The organism is Pseudomonas sp. 86_A, from assembly GCF_017491705.1.
Taxonomy (GTDB): domain Bacteria; phylum Pseudomonadota; class Gammaproteobacteria; order Pseudomonadales; family Pseudomonadaceae; genus Aquipseudomonas; species Aquipseudomonas koreensis.
The window spans coordinates 198,564-222,427 of record NZ_JAFGYS010000010.1 but is presented as its reverse complement, the minus strand read 5'-3'; the positions used below and the strand labels follow the sequence as shown (position 1 = coordinate 222,427).

The 23,864-nt window shown below is 60.9% G+C and carries 21 protein-coding genes and 1 riboswitch; of the genes, 12 read left to right on the top strand and 9 right to left on the bottom strand.

Going from position 1 to position 23,864, the window contains the following annotated elements:
- Positions 1-348 precede the first annotated feature (348 nt).
- Complete coding sequence (locus J5M57_RS17165) at positions 349-582, bottom strand: hypothetical protein (protein ID WP_064589144.1); 234 nt, start codon at positions 580-582, stop codon at positions 349-351.
- A 204-nt stretch (positions 583-786) separates the two neighbouring features.
- On the opposite strand from J5M57_RS17165, the gene J5M57_RS17160 reads away from it, so the two are divergent.
- Positions 787-1,371, top strand: coding sequence for a YajG family lipoprotein (locus J5M57_RS17160; RefSeq protein WP_025109324.1), 585 nt, complete (start codon positions 787-789; stop codon positions 1,369-1,371).
- 182 nt (positions 1,372-1,553) lie between these two features.
- On the opposite strand, the gene J5M57_RS17155 is transcribed toward J5M57_RS17160, so the two are convergent.
- On the bottom strand, positions 1,554-1,760 hold the full coding sequence (locus tag J5M57_RS17155; protein WP_027612213.1) for a hypothetical protein: 207 nt from the start codon (positions 1,758-1,760) through the stop codon (positions 1,554-1,556).
- Positions 1,761-1,954: 194 nt separating this feature from the next.
- On the opposite strand from J5M57_RS17155, the gene J5M57_RS17150 reads away from it, so the two are divergent.
- Positions 1,955-2,233: a hypothetical protein gene (locus J5M57_RS17150; protein ID WP_007967709.1), complete on the top strand. Its 279-nt coding sequence runs from the start codon at positions 1,955-1,957 to the stop codon at positions 2,231-2,233.
- 216 nt (positions 2,234-2,449) lie between these two features.
- Here the strand turns inward: J5M57_RS17150 and J5M57_RS17145 are convergent, their stop codons facing one another.
- Positions 2,450-3,613, bottom strand: coding sequence for a 1-acyl-sn-glycerol-3-phosphate acyltransferase (locus J5M57_RS17145; protein ID WP_169844042.1), 1,164 nt, complete (start codon positions 3,611-3,613; stop codon positions 2,450-2,452).
- A gap of 142 nt (positions 3,614-3,755) precedes the next feature.
- On the opposite strand from J5M57_RS17145, the gene J5M57_RS17140 reads away from it, so the two are divergent.
- From J5M57_RS17140 to J5M57_RS17130, 3 genes are read left to right on the top strand one after another with little or no spacing between them, the layout of a single operon-like run.
- Entirely contained in the window at positions 3,756-3,938 is a 183-nt protein-coding gene (locus J5M57_RS17140; protein WP_169843778.1) for a CPXCG motif-containing cysteine-rich protein, read from the top strand.
- Between the two features lie 10 nt (positions 3,939-3,948).
- Positions 3,949-4,209: a DUF2007 domain-containing protein gene (locus J5M57_RS17135; RefSeq protein ID WP_025109321.1), complete on the top strand. Its 261-nt coding sequence runs from the start codon at positions 3,949-3,951 to the stop codon at positions 4,207-4,209.
- Positions 4,210-4,245: 36 nt separating this feature from the next.
- A complete protein-coding gene (locus J5M57_RS17130; protein WP_207847856.1) occupies positions 4,246-4,869 on the top strand; it encodes an SOS response-associated peptidase in 624 nt (207 codons plus the stop codon).
- Positions 4,870-5,087: 218 nt separating this feature from the next.
- Here the strand turns inward: J5M57_RS17130 and J5M57_RS17125 are convergent, their stop codons facing one another.
- Entirely contained in the window at positions 5,088-7,229 is a 2,142-nt protein-coding gene (locus tag J5M57_RS17125) for a methyl-accepting chemotaxis protein (RefSeq protein ID WP_207847857.1), read from the bottom strand.
- A 263-nt stretch (positions 7,230-7,492) separates the two neighbouring features.
- On the opposite strand from J5M57_RS17125, the gene J5M57_RS17120 reads away from it, so the two are divergent.
- The gene (locus tag J5M57_RS17120) at positions 7,493-8,311 is read left to right on the top strand and encodes a M48 family metallopeptidase (protein ID WP_027612207.1); all 819 of its coding nucleotides are present in this window, start codon (positions 7,493-7,495) and stop codon (positions 8,309-8,311) included.
- A gap of 88 nt (positions 8,312-8,399) precedes the next feature.
- Here the strand turns inward: J5M57_RS17120 and J5M57_RS17115 are convergent, their stop codons facing one another.
- The 3 genes from J5M57_RS17115 to J5M57_RS17105 form a co-directional block, all read right to left on the bottom strand.
- Positions 8,400-8,984 (bottom strand): TMEM165/GDT1 family protein, encoded by a 585-nt coding sequence (locus J5M57_RS17115; RefSeq protein ID WP_064589138.1) that lies wholly within the window; start codon positions 8,982-8,984, stop codon positions 8,400-8,402.
- Between the two features lie 89 nt (positions 8,985-9,073).
- A riboswitch (yybP-ykoY riboswitch) is annotated at positions 9,074-9,196 on the bottom strand.
- Positions 9,197-9,236: 40 nt separating this feature from the next.
- Positions 9,237-10,235, bottom strand: coding sequence for a class I SAM-dependent methyltransferase (locus tag J5M57_RS17110; protein ID WP_169843781.1), 999 nt, complete (start codon positions 10,233-10,235; stop codon positions 9,237-9,239).
- Between the two features lie 33 nt (positions 10,236-10,268).
- Positions 10,269-11,234 carry a 2-hydroxyacid dehydrogenase gene (locus J5M57_RS17105; RefSeq protein ID WP_207847858.1) on the bottom strand — a complete coding sequence of 322 codons (966 nt, stop codon included), beginning with the start codon at positions 11,232-11,234 and terminating at the stop codon, positions 10,269-10,271.
- 273 nt (positions 11,235-11,507) lie between these two features.
- On the opposite strand from J5M57_RS17105, the gene J5M57_RS17100 reads away from it, so the two are divergent.
- Complete coding sequence (locus J5M57_RS17100; protein WP_169843783.1) at positions 11,508-12,137, top strand: LysE family transporter; 630 nt, start codon at positions 11,508-11,510, stop codon at positions 12,135-12,137.
- Between the two features lie 94 nt (positions 12,138-12,231).
- Here the strand turns inward: J5M57_RS17100 and J5M57_RS17095 are convergent, their stop codons facing one another.
- Entirely contained in the window at positions 12,232-12,996 is a 765-nt protein-coding gene (locus J5M57_RS17095; protein WP_207847859.1) for a helix-turn-helix transcriptional regulator, read from the bottom strand.
- A gap of 99 nt (positions 12,997-13,095) precedes the next feature.
- On the opposite strand from J5M57_RS17095, the gene J5M57_RS17090 reads away from it, so the two are divergent.
- The 5 genes from J5M57_RS17090 (at position 13,096) to J5M57_RS17070 (ending at position 22,708) form a co-directional block, all read left to right on the top strand.
- The gene (locus tag J5M57_RS17090; protein ID WP_207847860.1) at positions 13,096-14,280 is read left to right on the top strand and encodes an MFS transporter; all 1,185 of its coding nucleotides are present in this window, start codon (positions 13,096-13,098) and stop codon (positions 14,278-14,280) included.
- A gap of 146 nt (positions 14,281-14,426) precedes the next feature.
- On the top strand, positions 14,427-16,109 hold the full coding sequence (locus tag J5M57_RS17085; protein ID WP_064589133.1) for a fatty acid--CoA ligase: 1,683 nt from the start codon (positions 14,427-14,429) through the stop codon (positions 16,107-16,109).
- 336 nt (positions 16,110-16,445) lie between these two features.
- Complete coding sequence (locus J5M57_RS17080) at positions 16,446-18,335, top strand: DUF1302 domain-containing protein (protein WP_207847861.1); 1,890 nt, start codon at positions 16,446-16,448, stop codon at positions 18,333-18,335.
- Positions 18,336-18,364: 29 nt separating this feature from the next.
- Positions 18,365-19,729: a DUF1329 domain-containing protein gene (locus tag J5M57_RS17075; protein ID WP_064589131.1), complete on the top strand. Its 1,365-nt coding sequence runs from the start codon at positions 18,365-18,367 to the stop codon at positions 19,727-19,729.
- 246 nt (positions 19,730-19,975) lie between these two features.
- Positions 19,976-22,708 carry a LuxR C-terminal-related transcriptional regulator gene (locus tag J5M57_RS17070; RefSeq protein ID WP_207847862.1) on the top strand — a complete coding sequence of 911 codons (2,733 nt, stop codon included), beginning with the start codon at positions 19,976-19,978 and terminating at the stop codon, positions 22,706-22,708.
- A gap of 95 nt (positions 22,709-22,803) precedes the next feature.
- Here J5M57_RS17070 and J5M57_RS17065 read toward each other — a convergent pair.
- The coding region (locus tag J5M57_RS17065; RefSeq protein WP_207847863.1) for a calcium-binding protein at positions 22,804-23,864 on the bottom strand (1,061 nt) is incomplete at its 5' end.

Below are 23,864 nucleotides of genomic sequence, written 5' to 3'. Positions count from 1 at the left end.
GTGAAGTTGTGAAAACCCGTTTTTTTCACGCTCTTTTGAAGACGTGAACCTCAAAAAAGGGCTGTCCCAGCCTGGCACCGTGCCCGCAAGGGCAAAACAACGCGGTGGCCGAGCGTATGACAGCTCTGCAGATTCGCGAAAAGCGGGGTTTTGCCGGAAGAACAGGCAAGCGCGCCAACTTCACTCGATCTGTGTGGGCGGCTCTCTGTGGGCGATTTTGAGTGCCAATGCCTGGGCATTGACGGTGTTGCGAGGCCCGATCAGGAGACGTCCTTATAATCGGGGGGAGATTGTATCGAAGAAATGCGGGCAGTTGGTCGAGTTTAATGACTTTTATTAGGCATCCGGTCAGATGCTCAACATCGCTTGCACCCGTGCGCGAGGCTGCGACGCTATGACGCGGGCACTGGCAGGCAGTGGCTGGTGCAACCAGTTAAGACGGATTTCTTCGATTTCCACCCAGCCATCGCCCATCGGTTGCAGGCTGCACTGCTTGAACGCCTGGCAATGACCGTTGCGGTCGAGCAGGGCGAAGCAGCGGTGCAATGGGCGTGGGGCGAACAACGAGATCAGATAGCGCATGATTGAGTACCTTGTGGGGGACTGATTGCAAGGTTGCCAACGCGCCGTGACATGAGCGTGTATGCCGGGTGAATAATGTGTGACAGGAACCGCATTCCCCAGGGTTTGTCAGACATTTCAGTATTCACTGTCGGGTGCTGGTTACCCGCAGTGGCCCACCGCTATACTGCCGGCCTGTTTGTGCCTGATTCTGGAGAAAAGAGCATGTTGCAACGCCTGTTGTTCGGTTTGATCACTGTGACCAGTTTGACCCTGGTTGGCTGCGCCCACAGCCCGCAACAACTGAGCCCGGAACCGAAGCTGACCACGCAGCTGGCGCCGGTCGGCCATGGCCAGCAAGTGGTGGTGCGCGTGGTCGACGGTCGTCCGTCGCCAACCCTCGGCACCCGTGGCGGCCTGTACCCGGAAACCAGCGCTATCACCGTGCAGCGCGAGCAGATCCTGCCAAAGCTGCAGGCGCAGGCTGAAGCCGCCGTGCGTCTGCTCGGCTTCACCCCGACCAGCAACGCGATGAACGCGCCGCAACTGACCGTGACCCTGACCGAGCTCAAATATCAGTCGCCGAAAGAAGGCATGTACGTGACCGAGGCCACCATCGGCGCGACCTTCCGTTCCGACGTGCAGAGCGGCAACCGTCGCTACAGCGGTCGCTACGGCGCTTCGCTGGACCAGCGTTTCGGCATGGCGCCGAACCAGGAAACCAATACCAAGCTGGTCAGCGACGTGTTGAGCGATGCCTTGACCCGTCTGTTCAAGGACCCGACCGTGGGTCAGATCCTCGCCGAGTAAGCTGTGCGGCTGATGTGAAAAAAGCCCGGTGCCAGTGATGGCCCCGGGCTTTTTCATGTCCACTGATTTCCCGCTAATCCTCTGTAGGAGCTGCCGCAGGCTGCGATCCTTTGATCCTGTTTTTGAAAATCAAAGTCAAAAGATCGCAGCCTGCGGCAGCTCCTACGGGGGGGCGGTGTTGCTCAAGCGGCCTGGGAGTAGAAGTCGAGGACACTCACGCCGGTCAGCAGGTCGGTCTCGGGCAAATCCGCATGCTGATGCCCGCCAAGCGCGCAATACACCAGCCAGTGGCGATCCTGGACATTGAAGGCGAGGCTGCCGACGAGGCTTTGTTGTTCGTCGGTCGGGGTGATGAGGTACAGGCGATCCTGGTTTTCAGCGTGGAGCATGTCGCGTTCCATGTGTGTTTCGAGGCGCGCATGGTGGCCGATGTAAATGACGATGCCGTGACACAGGGCAGCCATCGGTCGATTGTCAGGTTATTTGTCGTAAAGGGTAGGGTGGTGGCGGAGGGTTTCGGTAGAATCCGCGCCGCAGTCGTCGATCGGGCGTCTGCCACACCGATTCAGTTCCGAGGTCTGTGATGTCGCTGCACTTGATGACGCTGTTTACCGCCCATCCCGCCAAATTGATCAACCTGCTGGCACTGGCGTTGGCCTTCCCGGGCAGTTGGCTGCTGCACGCGACCCGCCGTCGTGAACAGCGCGCGATGGCCAGCATTGCTGCTCAGCGTCAGGCGCAACCTAACGCCGAGCCAATCCTCGATTGGGCGACGCTGCGCATGAACCGGTTTTTCTATCGTTTCGGGTTTGCCTGCCTGGGTCTGGCACTGATCGTCTCCTGGATCAGCACCCGCTTCTAAGGGCAGCACAACCCCTTGTGGCGAGGGAGCTTGCTCCCGCTGGGCTGCACAGCGGCCCCGATTCAGGTAAACGCGGTTTTTCAGGTATTCCGCGTGATGTGGTTTTGCGACTGCTGCGCAGCCGAGCGGGAGCAAGCTCCCTCGCCACAAGGTTTGATTGAATCAGATAAAAAACGGCGCCCCGAGGGCGCCGTTTTTGCGTCGAGTGGAAAGTGCTTACAACGGCAACCCAGCCTTGACCCGGTACTGATTGCGCACCGGCGTCGCATATTGCAGCACCAGGTACGGACGGTGTTCTTCAGGGCAGGCATCCAGGCGGCTCTGCCATTCTTCCTGCGCCTTGGCCAGTTCCTCGGCCGGGAACACCTCGGCGGCTTTCGGCACATTCAGTTGCGGATCAGCCTCCGCCCACTGCGCGTACGCCAGGTAATGCACCGGGAACAAGCGATATCCGCCGAGAATCTGCTTGTCCATTTCGATCGCCAACTGCTTGGTGTCTTCGAACAATTCAGTGATCGGCGCGGCGAAGTTCACGTGCACCCGGCCCTTGTAGCCGGTGATGCCCTTGGCAATGCTCACGTCATCCTCACCCGGCGCCTTGGCGTAAGTGCCGGTGGTGGCGCGGATGTACAGCTCGCGGGCCTTGGCCTGGTCGCACGGGTCGTATTCGTAGCTGATCGACACTGGGGTCAGGTTCAGCGACTGGATGACCTCGCCGAACGGCTCGTCCTTGCGGCTCATGTGGAACATCTTGAGGATCGCCGACTCGGTACGGTCGTCGCCGTCCTTGGCCCGGCCCTCGGCTTGGGCGATCCAGATCGAAGCGCAGTCATTGCGGATCGAGTGGTTGATGTACGCCGACAGCAGTTGATACGCGGCCATTTTCTCGCGGCGGCCGGTGATCGAGCGGTGCACGATAAAGCTCTTGTTCAGACGCATCAGGTCGCTGACAAAAGGCTTCTGCAGCAGGTTATCGCCGATCGCGATGCGCGGGGTCGGCAGGCCGGCGTGGTACACCGCGTAGTTGACGAAGGCCGGGTCCATCACGATGTCGCGGTGGTTGGCGATGAACAGATAGGCGCTGCCGGACTTGAATTGCTCGACACCGGTGTAGGTCACGCCATCAGTGGCGCGCTCGATGGTGTGGTCGACGTAGAACTCGACTTTGTCCTGCAACGTTGCCACCGAATTGACGTCGGCAAACTCACGACGCAGCCGATGGGCTATAAGTGGTTTGAGCATCCAGCCGAAGGCACCGGCAAAACGCGGGAAGCGGAAGTGGGTGAGGATATCTAGAAACGCCTTGTCGCCGAGCAGTCTTGCCAGTACCGCAGGTACTTCGCTGTCGTCGTAAGGTCGGATGGCATCGAATTCGCCCATCATGCTCTCTTGTTGGAAACGGCTAGGGTAAGTAAAGGTTTTGATCGAAAACCAACGGGGCACGGTCTGAAAAAGTAGCCAGACAAAAATAGCCCTGCAAATAGACCGGCGATTATACGCACAAGTCACCTGGGAGACCGCGATGCTGGAAACCGAGCGCTACGAATGTCCTTATTGTGGGGAACCAAACGACGCATTTTTGGATTTGTCGGCAGGGGATCAGACTTATATCGAAGATTGCCATGTGTGTTGCCGCCCGATCACTTTCGTGTTGCAAACCGATGGTCATGAATGGTTGCTCGAAGTCCGCAGCGAAAACGAGTGAGGGGGCGCCCATGCAGCGAATCTACGAGCCGGAAAACCTGATGGAAGGCGAGATGCTCAAGGGCATGCTCGCCAGCGAAGGCATCGAGGCCCATCTGGTGGGCCGGGATCTGCTCGGCGGCACGGGGGAGTTGCCGATTTTTGGGCTGCTCGGCCTGTCGGTCGATAACGATCAGGCCGAGTACGCCCGCGAACTGATCACCGCGTACAATGCCGCGCTGCCGCTGCCCGGCGATGAACCGGAGAGCTTCCCCGGGACGCTGGTCTGTTAGGCTGACGTTCGTTTTACTTCTGAGTCGTGTTGCCCCATGTGTGGACGTTATGCCCTGTTTCGCTGGAACCGCGACTTCGCGGCCCTGCCTGGTTTTCCCGCCGATCAACAGGCGCAGTGGAACATTTCCCCCAATGATTCGGTGTTGATGCTGCGCGCCGAGGCCGACGGCCAGCGCTCGCTGGCCCGCGCCCGTTGGGGGCTGACGCCGCCGTGGCTGACCGATCTGTCGAAAACACCGGCGCATGCTCGGGCCGAAACCGTGGCCGAGCAACCGATGTTCCGCGAGGCGCTGCGCCTGCGTCGCTGCCTGTTGCCGGCCAACGGTTTCTACGAATGGCGTGGCAGCGTGCGCAAACGCCCGTACTGGCTGACGCCGGGGGAGGGCTCTTCGCTGTTTTTCGCGGCGATCTGGGAAGCGTATCCGGTGCAGGAGCAGGTGTGGCTGAGTACCGCCGTCATCACTCAGCCGGCGGCCAGTCAGCGCCGGCCGCTGATTCTCGATGAAGCGGGGCAGGCCGCCTGGCTCGATCCCGAGACGCCGCTGCATGTGCTGCAGGGCTTGCTCGCCAGTGAGCCGGCGGCGTTGCGCGAGCGGGTGTTGGCGAATCTGATCAATGATCCGAAGCTCAATGGGCCGGAGTGCCTGACCCCAGCCTAGCAGCAGATCAAAAGCCCCTCACCCTAGCCCTCTCCCGGAGGGAGAGGGGACTGACCGAGGTGTCTTGAGCGATCCACCGACGTGATGCACCGAGTTGATTAGGGATTCAGCGTATATCTCTAAGGTCGGTGTAATTCTGAAATATCCCCCAATCAGTCCCCTCTCCCTTTGGGAGAGGGCTAGGGTGAGGGGGAGCTTTTGACTTTTAGCCTTCGACGTCAAACCTTGAACTGATTGATCAACCGCCGCTGCTGCTCCGCCAGTTTGGTCAGGCCGGCACTCGCCGAACTCGACTCATCCGCGCCGCCTGCCACTTCATTGGCCACCTGACCGATATTGATCACGTTGCGGTTGATATCGTCAGCCACCGCGCTCTGCTCTTCCGCCGCACTGGCGATCTGCGTGTTCATGTCGTTGATCACCGACACCGCCTGGGTAATCGTCTCCAGCGCTTCAGCGGCTTTCGCGGCGTGCAGCACGCTTTCGTCGGTGCGGTTCTGGCTGTCTTCCATGACCCGCACCACATCGCGGGTGCCCTGTTGCAATTGCTGGATCATGCTTTGGATTTCTTCGGTGGCCTTTTGGGTTTTCTGCGCCAGATTGCGCACCTCGTCCGCTACCACAGCAAAGCCGCGACCCTGTTCGCCGGCCCGCGCCGCTTCGATCGCCGCGTTCAGTGCCAACAGGTTGGTCTGCTCGGCGATCCCGCGAATCGCGGTGAGGATCGCGTTGATGTTTTCGCTGTCCTTGGCCAAGGTCTGTACCACTTCCACGGCCTTGCCGATTTCCACCGCCAGCACGCCGATCGAATTCGACGTGTCCCGCACAATCTGCATGCCCTGGCCGGCGGCCTGATCCGCGTGACTGGCGGCTTGCGCCGCCTGGGTGGCGTTGCGCGCCACGTCTTGCGCGGTCGCGGTCATCTCCTGCACCGCGGTGGCGACCTGATCGATCTCGGCCATCTGTTTCTGAATGCCGATGTTGGTGCGAATGGCGATGTCGGCGGTGTGTTCGGAGGAGTCGCTGACACTCTGCACTGACGTCACCACCTGCGTGATCATCGCCTGCAACTTGGCGAGGAAGGTGTTGAAGCCCTTGGCAATCGAACCCAGTTCATCACTGCGATCACTGCTCAGACGACGGGTCAGATCGCCTTCACCTTTGGCGATGTCATCAAGCATGGCGACCATTTGTTTGAGCGGTCGGGCGATACCGTGACCCACCAGCCAGATCACCAGCAGACCGATGGCGGCGATGATCAGACCGACCATGGCCATGCCGAAGGTGTCGGATTTGCGCTGGGCGTCGAGGTCGCCCTGGAGTTTCTGCAGATCGGCCATCACCGCGTTGAGCGGCAGTTGCAGCATCAGCGTCCAGCGCGCGTCGGTCTGGCCGATGCCGAACGGCAGGTACAGTTCGATGCGGCCCTTGTCCTTGTTGACGGAATAAGTGACTTCGCCGCGCTTGAGGTTGGCCAGGTTGGCGATTTGCTCGGCGTCGAGAATGTCGCTGACCTTCTCACCGAATTTGCTTGGGTCCTTGGTGTAGGCAACGATCCGGCCATTGCCGCCGATCAGGGCCATTTGCCCGGCGCCGCTGTAGAGTTTCTGGTTGGCGCCCAGGAGCATTTCCTGGATGAAGTTCACCGACAGGTCGGCGCCGACGATGCCTTGGAAGGTGCCATTGAGCATGATCGGCTCAATGAATGAAGCGAGCATGACGACCTTGTCGCCGACCTTGTAGGGCGCCGGGTCGATCACGCAGGATTTCTTGCTCTCTTTCGAGCACAGGTAGTACTCGCTGGCGCGCACGCCGGTGGACAGGACTTTCTGGTCGTCGACGTCCACCAGTTTATCCAGGCCGAGGGTGCCGTCGTCATTGCGGAACCACCACGGCAGGAAGCGCCCGTTGGCCGAGTCGATGCCGACCACGCTGGTGCCGACGTAGGCGGCGTCGTTGTGATCAAGGGCGTTTTTTTCCCAGCCGATGTAAGTGCCGAGAATCTTCGGGTTCTTTTCGACGTTCTCTTTGATCAGGCTGATCAGTTGTTCGCGGCTGACGGTCAGGCGCGGCTGGCCATCGGTGCCCGGCGTGCCGAGCAGGGCGTTGACCCGCACCAGGCCGCCGGCAATCAGCAGCGGCGCTTCGAGTTCGCGCTGGATCTGGCTGACCTGAGTCTGCGCCAAGGAGGTCAGGCGTTGTTCGATGACTTGCTCGAACTGCGCCTGAGTGCGCTGTTGCACCATCTCTTGGGTGCGGGCGCCGGAAAACAGCGCGTACAGCACCAGCGCGGCGACCACGCTGAGGACGATGGCGCCGGCCAGGGCGGCGACGGAAAACTGGATCGACTTGAACTTCATGGGAGCTCCGCACGCAAGAGGACGTCTGCGCTGTTGTATCGGCAGCGGGCATTGCGCCATGAGTGCCGAGCGGAACAAAGAGCGGGGCATGTCGCAAATGGATCGGTGCGCGACGCAGTGGTGGCGGGTCTGCCGGGCGCTGTGAATTTTTTACGACAGCAGAAGTGGGAAACATCCGAAAGACACTGCAACACGTCTGTTGTATCTGGCGCCGATACAATTACCCGCCTAGGATACGCGGCATGTTTTCAGGGAGCTTTTGAATGAACAAGACATTGGTTGTAAGTGCACTGAGCGCAGCGCTGTTGCTGGCCGGTTGTCAGTCGGTCAACACCACCAGCGGCGGAGCCGTAGGGGTGGAGCGCAAGCAGTACATGTTCAGCATGCTGTCCTCGCAAGAGGTCGACCAGATGTATGCCCAGTCCTATCAGAAGACCGTTGGCGAGGCGTCGAGCAAAGGCGTACTGGACAAGACCAGCCCGGAGGCCAAGCGGGTTCAGGCCATTGCCAACCGCCTGATCGCCCAGGCGCCGAATTTCCGCCCCGATGCCGCCCAATGGCAGTGGGAGGTCAACCTGATCAAGAGCGATGAGCTAAACGCCAACTGCGGCCCTGGCGGCAAGATCATTTTCTACACCGGGCTGATCGACAGCCTGAAGCTGACCGACGATGAGATCGCCGCGGTGATGGGCCATGAAATCGCCCATGCCCTGCGCGAGCACGGTCGTGAAGCGATGTCCAAAGCCTACGGGATTGAAATGGCCAAGCAGGGTGCCGGTGCGTTGCTCGGTCTGGGTCAGGACAGCCTGGCGCTGGCCGACACCGTGGCCAACTACGGCATGACCTTGCCCAACAGCCGTGCCAACGAAAACGAAGCCGACTTGATCGGCCTCGAACTGGCCGCCCGCGCCGGGTACAACCCGAATGCGGCGATCACCTTGTGGAACAAGATGAGCAAGGCCTCGGAAGGCGCACCGCCGGAATTCATGAGCACTCACCCGGCGTCGTCCAGCCGGATCGCCTCGTTGCAGGCAGCGATTCCGAAAGTGATGCCGCTTTACGAAAAAGCCCCGAAGTCCTGATAGATAGTCGGGGCAAAAGGGGCCTTGTTTTTGTGGCGAGGGAGCAAGCTCCCTCGCCACAATGATGTGCAAGGCTCAGGCGCAGGGGTTAAACCCAGCCACTGCTCTGCATCGCCTTGTACACCGCAACGATCGCCAGAATCAGGAATGCCGAAGCCGCCAGGCGACGGATCAGCGTCAGCGGCAGTTTCTCCGCGGCAAAGTTACCCGCCAGGACCACCGGCACGTTGGCAATCAACATGCCCGCCGTGGTGCCAATGATCACCAGCCACAACTCAGGGTATTGCGCCGCCAGCATCACGGTGGCGATCTGGGTCTTGTCACCGATTTCCGCGAGGAAGAACGCAATCAGCGTGGTCAGGAACGGGCCGAACTTGCGTGCGGTGCTGGCTTCATCGTCGTCCATCTTGTCCGGGACCAACGTCCACAGCGCAGTGGCGGTGAAGCTTGCGGCAAGAATCCAGTGCAGCACCGAATCGGAGAAGAAGCTGCCGAACCAGGCGCCGACCGCACCGGCTGCCGCGTGGTTGGCCAGGGTCGCGGCGACGATACCGGCAATGATCGGCCAGGGTTTGCGAAAGCGAGCGGCGAGAATCAGCGCGAGCAGTTGCGTCTTGTCGCCGATTTCGGCCAAGGCAACGATTGCGGTGGGAACGAGTAACGAGTCCAGCATCAGGATTTTCCTAAGGGGCGGGTCGACACGGCTATGACACGTACAGCCTTCCCGCCCCGGGTAAGGTGTGCGTGTCATAGGTCTTGTCAAACCCTGCGATCCGTCTGGTGCGGACGCTTGGGTCGCATACGCCATGATCTGAGGATCAAGTATGTTGACGTATGCCGGACGAGCTTGGCGCTCGTGGGAGACTACTCCCCTAGGACGGAGCGGATTCTGCCTAGGCAGAATCCATTCGGCAAGTGCTAATTTTCAGCCGCGCTTGGCCCGGTAAATCCGGAAACCATTGCCTTCGGCCTTGATCGCACACACGCCCAAGTGCTCTTCGATCAGCGGTTGATACTTCAGGAAGCTGTTCGCCACCAGCCGCAGTTCGCCGCCGTTTTTCAGATGTTTGGCTGCTTTTCGCAGCAAGTTCTCGGTGGCGAAATAATCGGTGTGCACCCCGACATGGAACGGCGGGTTGCTCAGAATCGCGTTCAAACCCATCGGCGCGGCGTCGATACCGTCACCGGTGATCACTTCGGCTTCCAGTCCGTTGGCCGCCAACGTCAGGCGACTGCTGGCGGCAGCAAAGGCATCGACGTCGAGCAAGGTCACTTGATTGTGCGGATAACGCCGTTTGACCGCCGCCCCCAGCACGCCCGCGCCACAGCCGAAATCGAGCAGATGGCCGCTCGGCAGTTTGTCCAGATGCTCCAGCAGCAGGGCGCTGCCGCGATCCAGGCGACCATGGCTGAACACACCCGGCAGGCTGATGACTTTCAACGGGCCTTCGGCCAGTGGCAGCTCATAGGTCTGCGCCAGGCTTTCCAGGGATTTGGCTTGCGGCGCGTTGGCCACGGTGACCTGCCACAGTTGGCAGTGGCGCGCGCTGTCGAGCTTGCGCGGCTTGCCGAACGGGTTGAGCTGTTTCGATGCGCCCTCGATGCCGCTGCGTTTTTCGCCGACCAGAAACACCTCACGCCCGGCCAGACGCGCAGCCACGGCGTTGAGGATGTAATCGGTCAGATCCTTGGACTTGGGCAAGAACACCACGGCGCTGTCGAACTCGCGCTCCGGCACGTTCACGCCAAAATGGCTGCGACCCTCGAAGCGTGCATCGAGTGCGGCCTGATCGCCGGCGTGCCAGCACCAGCCGAACGCATTGGGCAGGCGCCCGAGCAGATCATCGGCAGGCAAACCGGCCAACAACAGCGAACCCTGGAATAACTCGGCCTGACGAAGCAGTACTTCACTGCGCGGATCCATAACTGCTCCTTGAAAAAAAAGTGCCGCAGTTTATCAACTGACGACCCGCAGCGCTGTACCGCTGAAGAACGCTTGGGCGTTTTCGGTCAATTGGCCGACGATGCGTTGCCGCGCCTCGCGACTGCCCCAGGCGTTGTGCGGGGTGACGATCAGCCGTGGAAGGTCGGCGGCCAGCAATGGATTGCCGTTGACCGGCGGCTCGACACTGAGCACATCGGTGGCCGCGCCGCCGAGGTGACCGTTGCGCAACGCATCGGCCAAGGCCTGTTCATCGATCAAGCCACCCCGGGCGGTGTTGACCACAAACGCGCCGGGCTTCATCGACGCCAGTTCGCGGGCACCGATGAAGTGGCGGGTGTGTTCATTGAGTGGGCAGTGCAGGGTCAGGGCGTCGATCTGCGGCAGCAATTCGTTCAGCGGCAGACGGTCCGGGCGGGCAGGGCGGCCGGGAATCTGCCCGAGCAGTACGCGCATGCCAAACGCTTCGGCCAGTCGCGCGACCGCGCCGCCGAGCTCGCCGTGACCGAGCAGGCCAAGGGTTTTGCCTTCCAGTTCGACGATCGGGTAGTCCAGCAGGCAGAACTGTTTGGCTTGCTGCCAGCGACCTTCGCCGACGGCTTTCTGGTAGTCGGCCAGGCGCGTGGCAAGGTTGAGCAGCAACATGATCGTGTGTTGCGCCACCGACGGCGTGCCGTAACCCTGACAGTTGCACACGGTGATGCCGTGGGCGCGGGCCGCTTCCAGATCGACGTTGTTGGTGCCGGTGGCGGTGATCAGGATCAGCTTCAGGTCCGGGTTGGCGGCCATCGCGGCGGCGTCGATGCGGATCTTGTTGGTGATCGCCACGCTGGCACCCTGCAAGCGCTCGCTGACCTGTTCGGGCAAGGTCTGGGCGAACAGTTGCAGATCGCTGAAGCAGGCGCGCAACGGGCTGAGGTCGAGGTCGCCGAGATCCAGAGACGGGTGATCGAGGAATACGGCGCGGTGCGGATTGCTCATCAACTGTACCTTTTGTGCGGTGAACGGAAGGCGTAATCTGCCGAGCCTACCAGATGAAGCAATTGGTTACGCACAGCGCCCGCAATACCCTGTGGCGAGGGAGCTTGCTCCCGCTGGGCTGCGAAGCAGACCCAAACCCATTCACCGTACTGTGTCAGGCACACCGGTGTTTCAGGTTTTACGACTGCTGCGCAGCCGAGCGGGAGCAAGCTCCCTCGCCACAGGGTTTGAGCCAGTTGATGAATTGTTTTTACTCATTAAAGTGGAGCCCCCATGTACTGGACCGAGTTCTTGACCGTTGCACTGATCCATCTGTTGGCCGTGGCCAGCCCCGGCCCTGACTTTGCCGTGGTGGTGCGCGAGAGCGTGACCCATGGTCGACGCGCCGGCACCTGGACCGCGCTGGGCGTGGGCTCGGCGATTTTCCTGCACGTGGGTTATTCGCTGCTGGGCATTGGCCTGATCGTGTCGCAATCGATCGTGCTGTTCAACGCCTTGAAATGGGCCGCCGCCGCTTACCTGCTGTACATCGGCTTCAAGGCCTTGCGCGCGCAACCGGCGCCAACCGTTACCGATGACCTGCACAAGGAAGCCGGTGTGCGTACTGCGCGCGGCGCTTTCACTTCGGGTTTCGTCACCAACGGCCTGAACCCGAAAGCCACGCTGTTCTTCCTGTCGTTGTTCACCGTGGTGATCAACCCGCACACCCCGCTGGCGGTGCAGGCCGGGTACGGGGTTTACCTCGCCGTTGCGACTGCGATCTGGTTTTGCCTGGTGGCGATGCTGTTCAGCCAGCAACGCGTGCGCGCCGGCTTCGCCCGCATGGGGCACTGGTTCGACCGCACCATGGGCGCGGTGCTGATCGCCATCGGCGTGAAACTCGCGTTCACCGAGATGCATTGACCAACACTCACTTGTAGGAGATGCCGCAGGCTGCGATCTTTTGATCTTGTCTTTGAGGATTAAAAGATCGCAGCCTCGTTTCACTCGACAGCTCCTACACGAGTTCGCTCAGCTTGCTCAGGGTATGCAGATATTCCCGAGGATTGTCCCCGAGCAAACGGCGAAACATCGCGCTGAACGCCCGCGCGCTGCCGTAACCCAAATCCTGTGCCACGCTTTGCACGCTGTCCCCGGCGAGCAGGCGCGGCAGGGCTTCCATCAGGCGCAGTTGCTGGCGCCAGGCGTTGAAACTCATCTTCAGTTGTCGCTGGAACAGCCGCGCCAGAGTGCGCGAGCTGGCGCCGACCTGCTGCGCCCAGTCTTCTAGGGTGTTGGGGTGATCGGGGGTGTGCAGCAAGGCCAGGCAGATGTTTTGCAGGCGCCGGTCAGTGGGCATCGGAATGTGCAGCGGCAGGTTTTCCAGCCCGGCCAGTTCTTCCAGCATCAATTGCTGGATCAACGGATTGTCCGCATGCGGTGGACCCTGCACGGCGCGCAGGATCAACTCGCGCAACAGCGGCGTCACTGCCAGCACGCAGCACTGTTGCAGGCTGGCCGGTGACAGTTCGGGGGCGATGAACAGCGAGCGCATCTGCACATCGCCGGACATGAAAATCTCGTGCGCGACCTGCGGCGGAATCCATACCGCGCGGCTCGGCGGAATCACCCAGGCACCGAGATCGGTGACCACGCGCATGATCCCTCTGACGGCATACAGCAACTGCGCTTCGCGGTGCAGGTGCAGTGGTTGGTGGGCACCGTCCAGATAATCCCGGGGATAGGCGCTCACGGGGCCGTGTTCGAAATGACTGATCAACATGTCGGGTTTGATGACCTGAATGGCAGATATGCGCTTTTTCGCCAATTTAGCATAGGCCGCTCATCACAATCCGCCCACAACACACCCAAGCGTGCTGCCATGAATCAATCCCGAAACGTCATACGCTACGTCAACGCTGCCCATGTGATCGATCACATGTTCATGCTGATTTTTCCCGCCGCCGTGCTCGGCATGACCCAGGCCTTTGGCCTCGATTACGCCGCGCTGATCGGTCTGTCACTGGGCGGCTTCATTGCCTTCGGTGCCTGTTCGCTACCGGCCGGCTGGCTGGGTGATCACTGGAGCCGGCGGCAGATGATGCTGGTGTTTTTCTTTGGCATCGGCGCCTCGGCGATCTTCACCGGGTTGAGCAGCAGCCCGACGATGCTGGTAATCGGGCTGACCCTGATCGGCATTTTCGCGGCGATCTACCACCCGGTGGGGACCGCGATGCTGGTGGCCTACGCGCAGAACCGTGGCCGGGAAATCGGCATCAACGGCATGTGGGGCAATCTCGGCGTGGCGTTTTCGGCACTGCTCACCGGGTTGCTGGTGGCGCAATTCGGCTGGCGCTCGGCCTTTGTGTTACCGGGCGGGGTGGCGATCGTGCTGGGGTTCTGTTTTGCCTTGCAGGTGCGTGAAGAGCCGATCCCGCAGCGTCCGCACACCGCCCTCAAAGGTGCTGCCGGTCAGCGGATTTCGATGATCATCGTGTTCGCTGTGCTGGCGCTGGCGACTGCCACCGGTGGTGTGGTGTTCAACGCCACCACCATGACCTATCCGAAGCTGTTTCAGGAGCGTTTGCATGACCTGTTCGCCTCGCCGCAAACCCTTGGCGTGGTGGTCAGCCTGGCGTATGCCTTCGGCGCGGTGGCGCAGTTGAGCATCGGGCAGGTGCTGCACCGGGTCAGTCTGAAATGGCCGTTTCTGGTGCTCACGCTGTTTCAGGCACCGCTGTTATACGGCATGGCCTATGTCGATGGCTGGGCAGTGATCGTGCTCGGGGCGGCGTTCATGTTCGTGGTGTTCGGCCAGGTCACGGTGAACGACTCGATGGTCGCCAATTTCGTTGCACCGCAGTGGCAATCCCGGGTGTTCGCCCTGCGTTACTGCCTGTCGTTCGGTGCCAGTGCAACGGCGATTCCGCTGATTGCCTACGTCGAGCCGCGCTATGGTTTCGTCGGGCTTTACCTGATTCTGGCGGGTTTTGGTGCGTTGACGTTCCTCGCTGCCGTAGGTTTCCCACGTACACCCTCCGAAGCAGCTGTAGGACAAGCCGCCTGAGTGGAGCTGAATAGCGACAAATGCTGGCGCAAAGCTAGCATTTGTACGGCTGTGCAAATCATTCCTTTGGCTGATTTGGCTGGGGTATAACGGCTCTAGAGTTACGCTCTCTACGCCAACACCGTGCAGCCAGAAAAGGGATTCATATGTTGCAGACTCGCGTCATTCCCCCGGCCGATGGGGCCTACCAGTATCCATTGCTGATCAAACGGCTGCTGATGTCCGGCGCCCGTTACGAGAAAACCCGCGAGATCATCTACCGAGACCAGTTGCGCTACAGCTATCCGACCCTGATCGAGCGCGTGGCGCGGCTGGCCAACGTGTTGACGGCGGCCGGGGTGAAGGCGGGTGACACTGTGGCGGTGATGGACTGGGACAGCCATCGCTACCTGGAATGCATGTTCGCCATTCCGATGATCGGCGCGGTGATTCACACCATCAACGTGCGCCTGTCGCCGGAGCAGATCCTCTACACCATGAACCACGCCGAGGACCGCTTTGTGCTGGTCAACAGTGAGTTCGTCGGGCTGTACCAGGCCATCGCGCCGCACCTGACCACGGTGGAGAAAACCCTGCTGCTGACCGATCTGCCAGAGAAGACCGCCGACCTGCCGAACCTGGTCGGCGAGTACGAGCAACTGCTGGCCGCCGCGAGTCCGCAGTATGACTTCCAGGATTTCGACGAAAACTCGGTCGCCACCACGTTCTACACCACCGGCACGACCGGCAACCCGAAAGGTGTGTACTTCACCCATCGGCAACTGGTGCTGCACACCATGGGTGTGTCGACCATCATGGGCGCGATCGACAGCGTGCGCCTGCTCGGCACCAACGATGTGTACATGCCGATCACCCCGATGTTCCATGTGCATGCCTGGGGGCTGCCGTACGTGGCGACCATGCTCGGTCTCAAGCAGGTTTATCCGGGGCGTTACGATCCGGAATTGCTGGTCGAGCTGTGGCGCAAGGAAAAGGTCACGTTCTCTCATTGCGTGCCGACCATCCTGCAAATGCTGCTCAACGCCAAGGGCGCGCAAGGCACCGATTTCGGCGGCTGGAAAATCGTCATCGGCGGCAGCGCGCTCAACCGCACACTGTATGAAACCGCCAAGGCCCGGGGCATTCAGCTGACGGCGGCGTACGGCATGTCGGAGACCGGGCCACTGGTCTCGTGCGCGCATTTGAACGACGAACTGATGGCCGGCACCGAAGACGAGCGCACCACTTACCGGATCAAGGCCGGTGTGCCGGGGCCGCTGGTGGAAGCGGCGATCGTCGACAGCGAAGGCAACTTCCTGCCCGCCGACGGCGAAACCCAGGGCGAACTGGTGCTGCGCGCGCCGTGGCTCACCGAAGGTTATTTCAACGAACCGCAGAAGGGCGCCGAGTTGTGGGCCGGCGGCTGGCTGCACACCGGCGATGTGGCCACCCTCGACAGCATGGGCGTGATCGATATCCGCGACCGGATCAAGGACGTGATCAAGACCGGCGGCGAATGGATCTCTTCGCTGGACCTCGAAGACCTGATCAGCCGTCACGTCGCGGTACGTGAAGTAGCAGTGGTGGGGATTGCCGATCCGCAGTGGGGCGAGCGGCCATTTGCGCTGCTGGTGATCCGCGAAGGGCACGAGATCGGTGCCCGCGAGCTCAAGGAACACCTCAAGCCGTTCGTGGAATTGGGGCACCTGAGCAAGTGGGCGATTCCGAGCCAGATCGCCCTTGTTACGGAAATTCCCAAGACCAGTGTCGGCAAGCTCGACAAGAAGCGCATCCGCCTCGACATCACCGAATGGCAGGCCAACAACAGCACCTTCCTCTCGACGCTCTGAGCGTCTGCTGGCGCGCCGAAAATGGCGCGCCAGACCCACCAAGCAAGCGCTTGGCTTGTTAAATCCGAATTTTCAGCCATCCTTGCCGTGCCGACATGTGTCGGACTGGCGAAAGGACTGTTCCAGAGTGGCCGGCAGCTGCAAATCACACTTTAGAGGGATCAAGCAGTAGCACCTGCTGGCTATAGTCCGCTCAAGGATTTTTAAGAACGGGGCACACGCACAAACGGGGCGATGCAATTTTGGAGTGACGTCGGGCGGCTACTGGCTCCCGGTCTTCCAGGCGTTTTTAAAAGTACTCACTGCCATAACAATAATGCACATGGAGTAGCGTCGATGACATCAGTAAACCAGTTCTGGCGCCGGGCTAAACTGCCTCTGGCCGTCAGTCTTGCCTCTACGCTCGCCGGGCCCGCATTCGGCGTCAGTTTCAACGTCGGTGAAATCGAAGGTCAGTTCGACTCCTCGCTCTCCCTGGGCATGAGTATTTCGACCCAGCAGCCGAACAAGGACCTTATTGGTGTCAACAACGGCGGCAAGGGCCTGTCCCAGACCTCCGACAACGGCCACCTGAACTTCAAGAGCGGGCAAGCCTTCTCGAAGATCTTCAAGGGCATCCATGATCTCGAACTGAAATACGGCGACACCGGGGTCTTCGTCCGGGGCAAATACTGGTACGACTTCGCACTGCAGAACCAGGACTTGGAATACAAGGACGTCAGCAACCACAACCGCGATGTCGCGGCGCGTTCTTCCGGCGGGCAGATCCTCGACGCCTTCGTTTACCACAACTACTCGATTGCCGATGAGCCAGGTTCGGTGCGTCTGGGCAAGCAGGTGGTGAACTGGGGTGAAAGCACCTTCATCGGCGGCGGCATCAACTCGATCAACCCGATCGACGTGTCCGCGTTCCGCCGTCCGGGTGCCGAGATCAAGGAAGGCCTGATCCCGGTCAACATGTTCTACGTGTCCCAGAGCCTCACCGAAAACCTCTCGGCCGAAGCGTTCTATCAGATCGACTGGCAGAAGACTGTGACCGACAACTGCGGCACGTTCTTCTCGCAGCCGGACATCGTCACCACCGGTTGCGACGACAACCTGCGGGTGCTGAACAAGCGTTCGACCATTCCGGCCATCGCACTCGGCCCGTTGGCCGGCGCTGGCGTCGACGTCAACGAGGAAGGTGTGCTGGTGCGCCGTTCGCCTAACCGCAACGCGCGTGACAGCGGGCAGTGGGGCGTTTCCGCCAAGTACATGTTCGACCCGCTGGCCACCGAGTTCGGTGCCTACTTCATGAACTACCACAGCCGTGCGCCGATCTTCAGCGCGACCGGTGCGCCACAGCGGATCTATAACGGCGTGGCGGCATTGCCTGGTCCGTTCCAGGCACTGGGGCCATTGTTGGTGGCGGGTAACTCGAACTACTTCATCGAATACCCTGAAGACATTCGCCTGTACGGCTTGAGCTTCTCCACCACCCTGCCTACCGGTACGGCGTGGAGCGGTGAGGTCAGCTACCGGCCGAACGCGCCGGTGCAGTTGAACTCCACCGACATCCTGTTCGCCGGCGTGCGTCCGCTGGGTGGCGCGTTGACCAATGCGTCGATCCTCAACGGCGTGCCGGGCCAGGACCTGCACGGTTACAACCGTAAAGAGATCACCCAACTGCAAACCACCCTGACGCACTTCTTCGATCAGGTGATGGGCGCCAACCGTCTGACCCTGGTGGGTGAAGTCGGTGTGACCCACGTCGGTGGTCTGGAAAGCAAATCCGAAGCTCGCTACGGCCGCGATCCAGTGTTCGGCCCGGGTGAGTTGCCGTCGACCGGTGGCCTCAACACCTGCTCGCAGATCCTCAACACCTCCACTATCAACGGTGCCGGAGCCGGGGCTTCGCGGGATAACGTTTCCAGCAACTGCAACAACGACGGTTTCACCACCGCCACCTCGTGGGGCTATCGCGCTCGTGCGATCTGGGATTACAGCGACGTGTTCGCCGGTGTGAACCTCAAGCCGAACGTGGCCTGGTCGCATGACGTGAAAGGTTACTCGCCAGGTCCTGGCGGCAACTTCGAAGAAGGTCGCAAGGCTGTCAGCCTCGGGGTCGATGCCGAATACCAGAACACCTACACAGCGAGTCTGAACTACACCAACTTCTTCGGTGGCGACTTCAGCACGGTGGATGACCGCGATTTCGTGGCCCTCAGCGTCGGCGTGAACTTCTAAGCACAGTTTTTTTCAGGACGAACATACATATGAAAATAACAAAGAGTCTGTTCCACGCCGGTGTTCTGGGATTGTCGCTGCTGGCGACCAGCGTGATGGCGGCCGTTCCCGCCGCCGAAGCCGACAAGCTGGGCAAGAGCCTGACCCCGATGGGCGCCGAGATGGCGGGTAATGCCGACGGTTCGATCCCGGCCTGGAAACCGCTGGCGAAAAATGCCGGCACCGTCGACAGCAAAGGCTTCCTGTCCGATCCGTACGGCAGTGAGAAACCGCTGTTCACCATCACCGCGCAGAACGTCGACCAGTACAAGGACAAGCTTGCGCCGGGCCAATACGCGATGTTCAAGCGTTACCCGGATACCTTCAAGATGCCGGTCTATCCGTCCCATCGCGGTGCCACCGTGCCGGATGACGTGTTCGCCGCCATCAAGAAAAACGCAACGACCACCACACTGGTGGCCGGTGGCAACGGCCTGGAAAACTTCCAGACCGCCATCCCGTTCCCGATCCCGAAAGACGGTCTGGAAGTCATCTGGAACCACATCACGCGCTATCGCGGTGGCAGCGTGACCCGTCTGGTGACCCAGGCGACGCCGCAGACCAACGGCTCGTTCAGCCTGGTATATTTCCAGGACCAGTTCGTGTTCCGCGACAAGATGAAGGACTACGATCCGGCGAACCCGGGCAACATCCTGTTCTACTTCAAGCAGAAAGTGACCGCGCCGGCACGTCTGGCCGGTACGGTGCTGCTGGTGCACGAAACCCTCGACCAGGTGAAAGAACCGCGCAAGGCGTGGGTTTACGCCACCGGCCAGCGCCGTGTGCGTCAGGCACCGCAAGTGTCCTATGACGGTCCGGGCACTGCGGCGGACGGTCTGCGGACCTCCGACAACCTGGACATGTACAACGGTGCACCGGATCGTTACGACTGGAAGCTTGAAGGCAAGAAAGAGATGTACATTGCCAACAACAGCTACAAGATCGATTCGCCGACTCTGAAGTACGCCGACATCATCAAGGCCGGTCATATCAACCAGGACCTGACCCGTTACGAGCTGCGTCGTGTCTGGCACGTGGTCGCCACCCTGAAACCGGGTCAGCGCCATATCTATGCCAAACGTGACTTCTACATCGACGAAGACACCTGGCAGGCAGCGGTCATCGACCATTACGACGGTCGCGGTCAGCTGTGGCGTGTGGCCGAGGCGCATGCCGAGGACTACTACGACAAGCAAGTGCCATGGTATGCGCTGGAAACCCTGTATGACCTGCAATCGGGTCGCTACCTGGCACTGGGCATGAAGAACGAAGAGAAGCAGGCGTATGACTTCGGCTTCTCTGCTACCAAGAGCGAATTCCAGCCAGGCAACCTGGGCCAGGACGGTATCCGCTAAGCTTTGACCCGAGGCCGCATCCTCGAAAAAACGCCCCGACTGGTTCGGGGCGTTTTTTTTGCTTTGATTTTGTGGGCGCTGCCGAAGGAGGACGTGCGCCTGTGCTGGCTCGATCACGGCGCCTGACACCTTTGGTTGTAGTCTTTTTGTAGTCATTTGTAGCAATAACCTTCAAACCCTCTACGTTTACCGCTAGTCTGCGGACATCTGCTACGCCGCCAATAGCCCTACAAACAAGAGCCGGCCATGACTGATCTGTCCCCGCTTCCGGGTCCTGCAAGCGTTGCTGTCGCGACACTGGACGGGCGTTTTTTTCGCCCGCCGTTGCCCGAGGGTTACGTATTGCGACCGCGCCTGTGTGAACGCCTGAGCGCCGGGCTCGGTGGACGCCTGTTGCTGGTCTGTGCCCCGGCAGGTTTCGGCAAGAGTTCGCTGGCGGTGGAGTTCTGCCAGAGCCTGCCGGCACACTGGCAAAGTCTGTGGCTGGGCCTGAGCCCGCGGGATAACGATCCGGGGCGGTTTCTCGAGCGGTTGCTGGAAGGCTTGCAGGATTACTTTCCGGATCTGGGCAGCCGCGCGCTCGGCCTGTTGAAGATGCGCCAGCGCCATCAGCCGTTTGCGTTCGAAGAATGGCTCGACGGCTTGCTCGATGAGCTGGCCCTGCAACTGCAACCCACAGCGCCACTGTTGCTGGTGCTTGATGATTACCATCTCGCTCAAGGCCCGGTGCTTGACCGCTGCCTGCAGTTTTTTCTCAATCATTTGCCCGATGGCTTGCTGGTCATGGTCACCAGTCGTCAGCGCCCGGACTGGCACCTGGCGCGCCTGCGCCTGTCGCGGCAGTTGCTCGAACTGCATGAACAGGATCTGCGCCTGACCCACGATGAAGCCTTGACGCTGCTTGATCGACACAGCAGTTCATTGCGCGGCGAGGCCCTGGAAAACCTGATCCAGCGCAGTGAGGGCTGGGTCGCCGGGCTGCGTTTCTGGTTGCTCGCGGTCTCCGAGGCCGGCAGTGAGGCGGCGTTGCCTCCCGCGCTGAACGGCGGGGAAGGGCTGATTCGCGATTACCTGCTGGAAGAAGTCATCGATTGCCTGCCGGCCGAGGTGCAGGCGTTTCTCTACGACACCGCCCCTCAAGAGCGTTTTTGCAGCGAGCTGTGCGACGCGGTGCGCGAAGCCCACGACAGCGGCGAAATCCTGCGGTTTCTGTTGGCTCATCAAGTGTTTCTGGTGCCGTTGGACGAACACGGTCACTGGTATCGCTACCACCATCTGTTTTCCGATTTGCTGCGCAGCCGACCCGTGACTCAGACGCTGGTGCCGGCGGCCACCTTACACCTGCGCGCCTGCCGCTGGTTCAATGCCCAAGGCTTGCTGGACGAAGCGGTGGAGCAGGCCTTGCGCGCCGGGCATCTGGATGTGGCGGCCAATTTGGTGCAGAACCTGTCCGAGGAACAACTGCTCGCCGAGCAGAATGTCGGCATGCTGCTGCGCTGGAAAATGGACTTGCCCGACAGTCTGCTGATCAGCACGCCACGCTTGATCGTGCTGTACAGCTGGGCGCTGGGGCTGGCCTGTCAGCTCGATGCCGCCGAAGAGTTGTCCAGTCATCTGAGCCGCTTTCTGCCGGCGCCTTCGGCCTCTGCGCAGAAGTCGATGCTCGCACAGTGGCTGGCGCTCAGCGGGATCATCGCCCGGGGCCGCGGGCATCGTGAGCTGACTCAGCGCTATTGCAGCGAGGCGCTGGAAAGCCTGCCGGTCAAGCGTTACGGGCAACGCCTGATGTGCCTGTCGACCTTGTCCAATCTGGCGATTGCCGATGGCGACCTGTGGCGGGCCCGGGGCTTGAATCGCGAGTCCCTCGAGCTGGCGCAGCGGGTCGGCAACCCGTTGTTCGAGGCGCTGGCGCATTACGACCGGGCTCGGGTACTGCAAGCGCGTGGAGAAATTCTGCGCGCACTGGATGAGGTGCATCAGGGCCTCGATCGTCTGCGCGGGCTGTCGGCGCAACGTCTGTACGCGGTGCGTGCGCGACTGGTCCTGTATGAAGGTTTTCTGCTGTCGATGCGCTTGCAGCCGCAGCAGGCCCGGGCGCGATTGCTGACCGGTCTGGCCGAAGCGCGGGCCTGTCGCGATATCAGCGTGTTGATCGGCCACTGCGTGATCGCCCGTCTGGACGGCAGCGCTGGCGAATTTGCCAAGGCCTTCGCCGAACTCGCCGAAGCCGAGCGCCTGATGCACATCTGGGACGTGCCGCCGATCTACTACCTGGCGATGATCACCCTGGTCAAATGCGAACTGTGGCTGGCGCAGGGGCGTACCGATCTGGCTGAAGCCTGGCTGGCGCGACTGGGCCAGACCTACACTGGCGAACGTGCAGCGGCGCCACCGGAATTTCATCCTCAGTTGCCATTGCACGTCGAGCTGCAGCAAGCGTTGCTGGATGTGATTCAGGGGCAGCCGATGCTCGCTGAAGGGCGGTTGAATGTGTTGCTGGAAAACGGTCAGCAGACCGGACGACAGCTGCTGTGTGTGATGGCGCTGGCGCAGAAGGTGATGTTGCTGCTGGGCAGTGGTCGCGAACCCGAGGCTCGCAAGGCGTTGAATCAGGCGCTGGAAGCTGCGGCTGGCGGCGTGATACAGCCATTTGAGGCCCTGGTCAGAGAGCATTCGGATTGGTTGCGCAGCCAATTGCACAACTCATCGGCGCTGGCGGGACAGCAGTTGCTGGCGCATTTTCCGCAGGTGGCGGCACGGCCGGTCATTGAGTCCGCGGCTGCCGAACAACTCAGCAGTCGCGAGCTGGCGGTGCTGCGTTTGATTGCCCAAGGCTGTTCGAATCAGGAAATCAGCGAGCAATTGTTCATCTCGCTGCACACGGTGAAAACCCATGCCAGCCATATCAACAGCAAGTTGGGGGTCGAGCGGCGCACGCAGGCGGTGGCGCGGGCCAAGGAATTGGGTGTTTTGACCTAGCCCTCTGGCTTGGATGATGCCAACAAAAACGCCCCGAATAATCGGGGCGTTTTTGTGAGTGTCCCGACCTGCGAGCAGGTCGGGTAGCAGTTGTATCAGGCCACCAGATCGTTGGCGCTGAAGCTGTTCACACCCACCAACTGGATCTCGAAGTCCGCACCGGCGTTGCCGCTGACGTTACCCGAGAGCACGTGGTCGACGAAGCGCAGTTGGCCTGCGCCGGTGAAGTCGGCTGCACCGATAAAGGTGAAGCTGTTGAGACCGTCTGCTGTCAGGTTGGCATCGAACGACTTCAAGTCGATCTTGTCGCCTTCCAGGCTGCTGAAGTCATTGATTACATCCCGGTTGGTGCCCAGGCCGATATCGCCTACAGCGCTGAATCTGAAGGTATCCGCACCTGCGCCACCTATGAGGGTATCGGTTCCACCATAGCCGTCGAGAATGTTGTTGCCCGCGTTGCCGGTCAGCACGTTGTCGAGGGCATTGCCGGCGAAATTGAGGTTGGCAGTACCCAGCAGTACGCCGTCTTCGACGTTGGCCGACAGGGTGTAACTGACGGAGGTACGGATTACGTCGTGACCTTCACCGGCCAACTCGGTCACGGTGTCGCTTCGGCTGTCGACGTAGTAAATGTCATCACCAGTACCGCCGATCAGGGTGTCGTTGCCGGCGCCGCCATCGAGAATGTCGTTGCCAGCGTAGCCTGCGAGGATGTTATTGCCGGCGTTACCGGTCAGTACGTTGTCGCTGGCGTTACCGGCGAAGTTGAGGTTGGCAGTGCCCAGCAGGATGCCGTCCTCGACGTTGGCTGACAGGGTGTAGCTGACAGTGGTGCGAACCACGTCGTGGCCTTCACCGGCCAGCTCGGTCACGGTGTCGCTTTGGCTGTCGACGTAGTAGGTATCATCGCCAGTGCCGCCGATCAGTGTGTCGTTGCCGGCGCCGCCGTCGAGAATATCGTTGCCAGCGTAGCCTGCCAGAATGTTGTTGCCGGCGTTACCGGTCAGCACGTTGTCGCTGGCGTTGCCGGCGAAGTTGAGGTTGGCGGTGCCCAGCAGGATGCCGTCCTCGACGTTGGCCGACAGGGTGTAGCTGACAGTGGTGCGAACCACGTCGTGGCCTTCGCCGACCGCTTCGATGATCTTGTCGCTTTGGC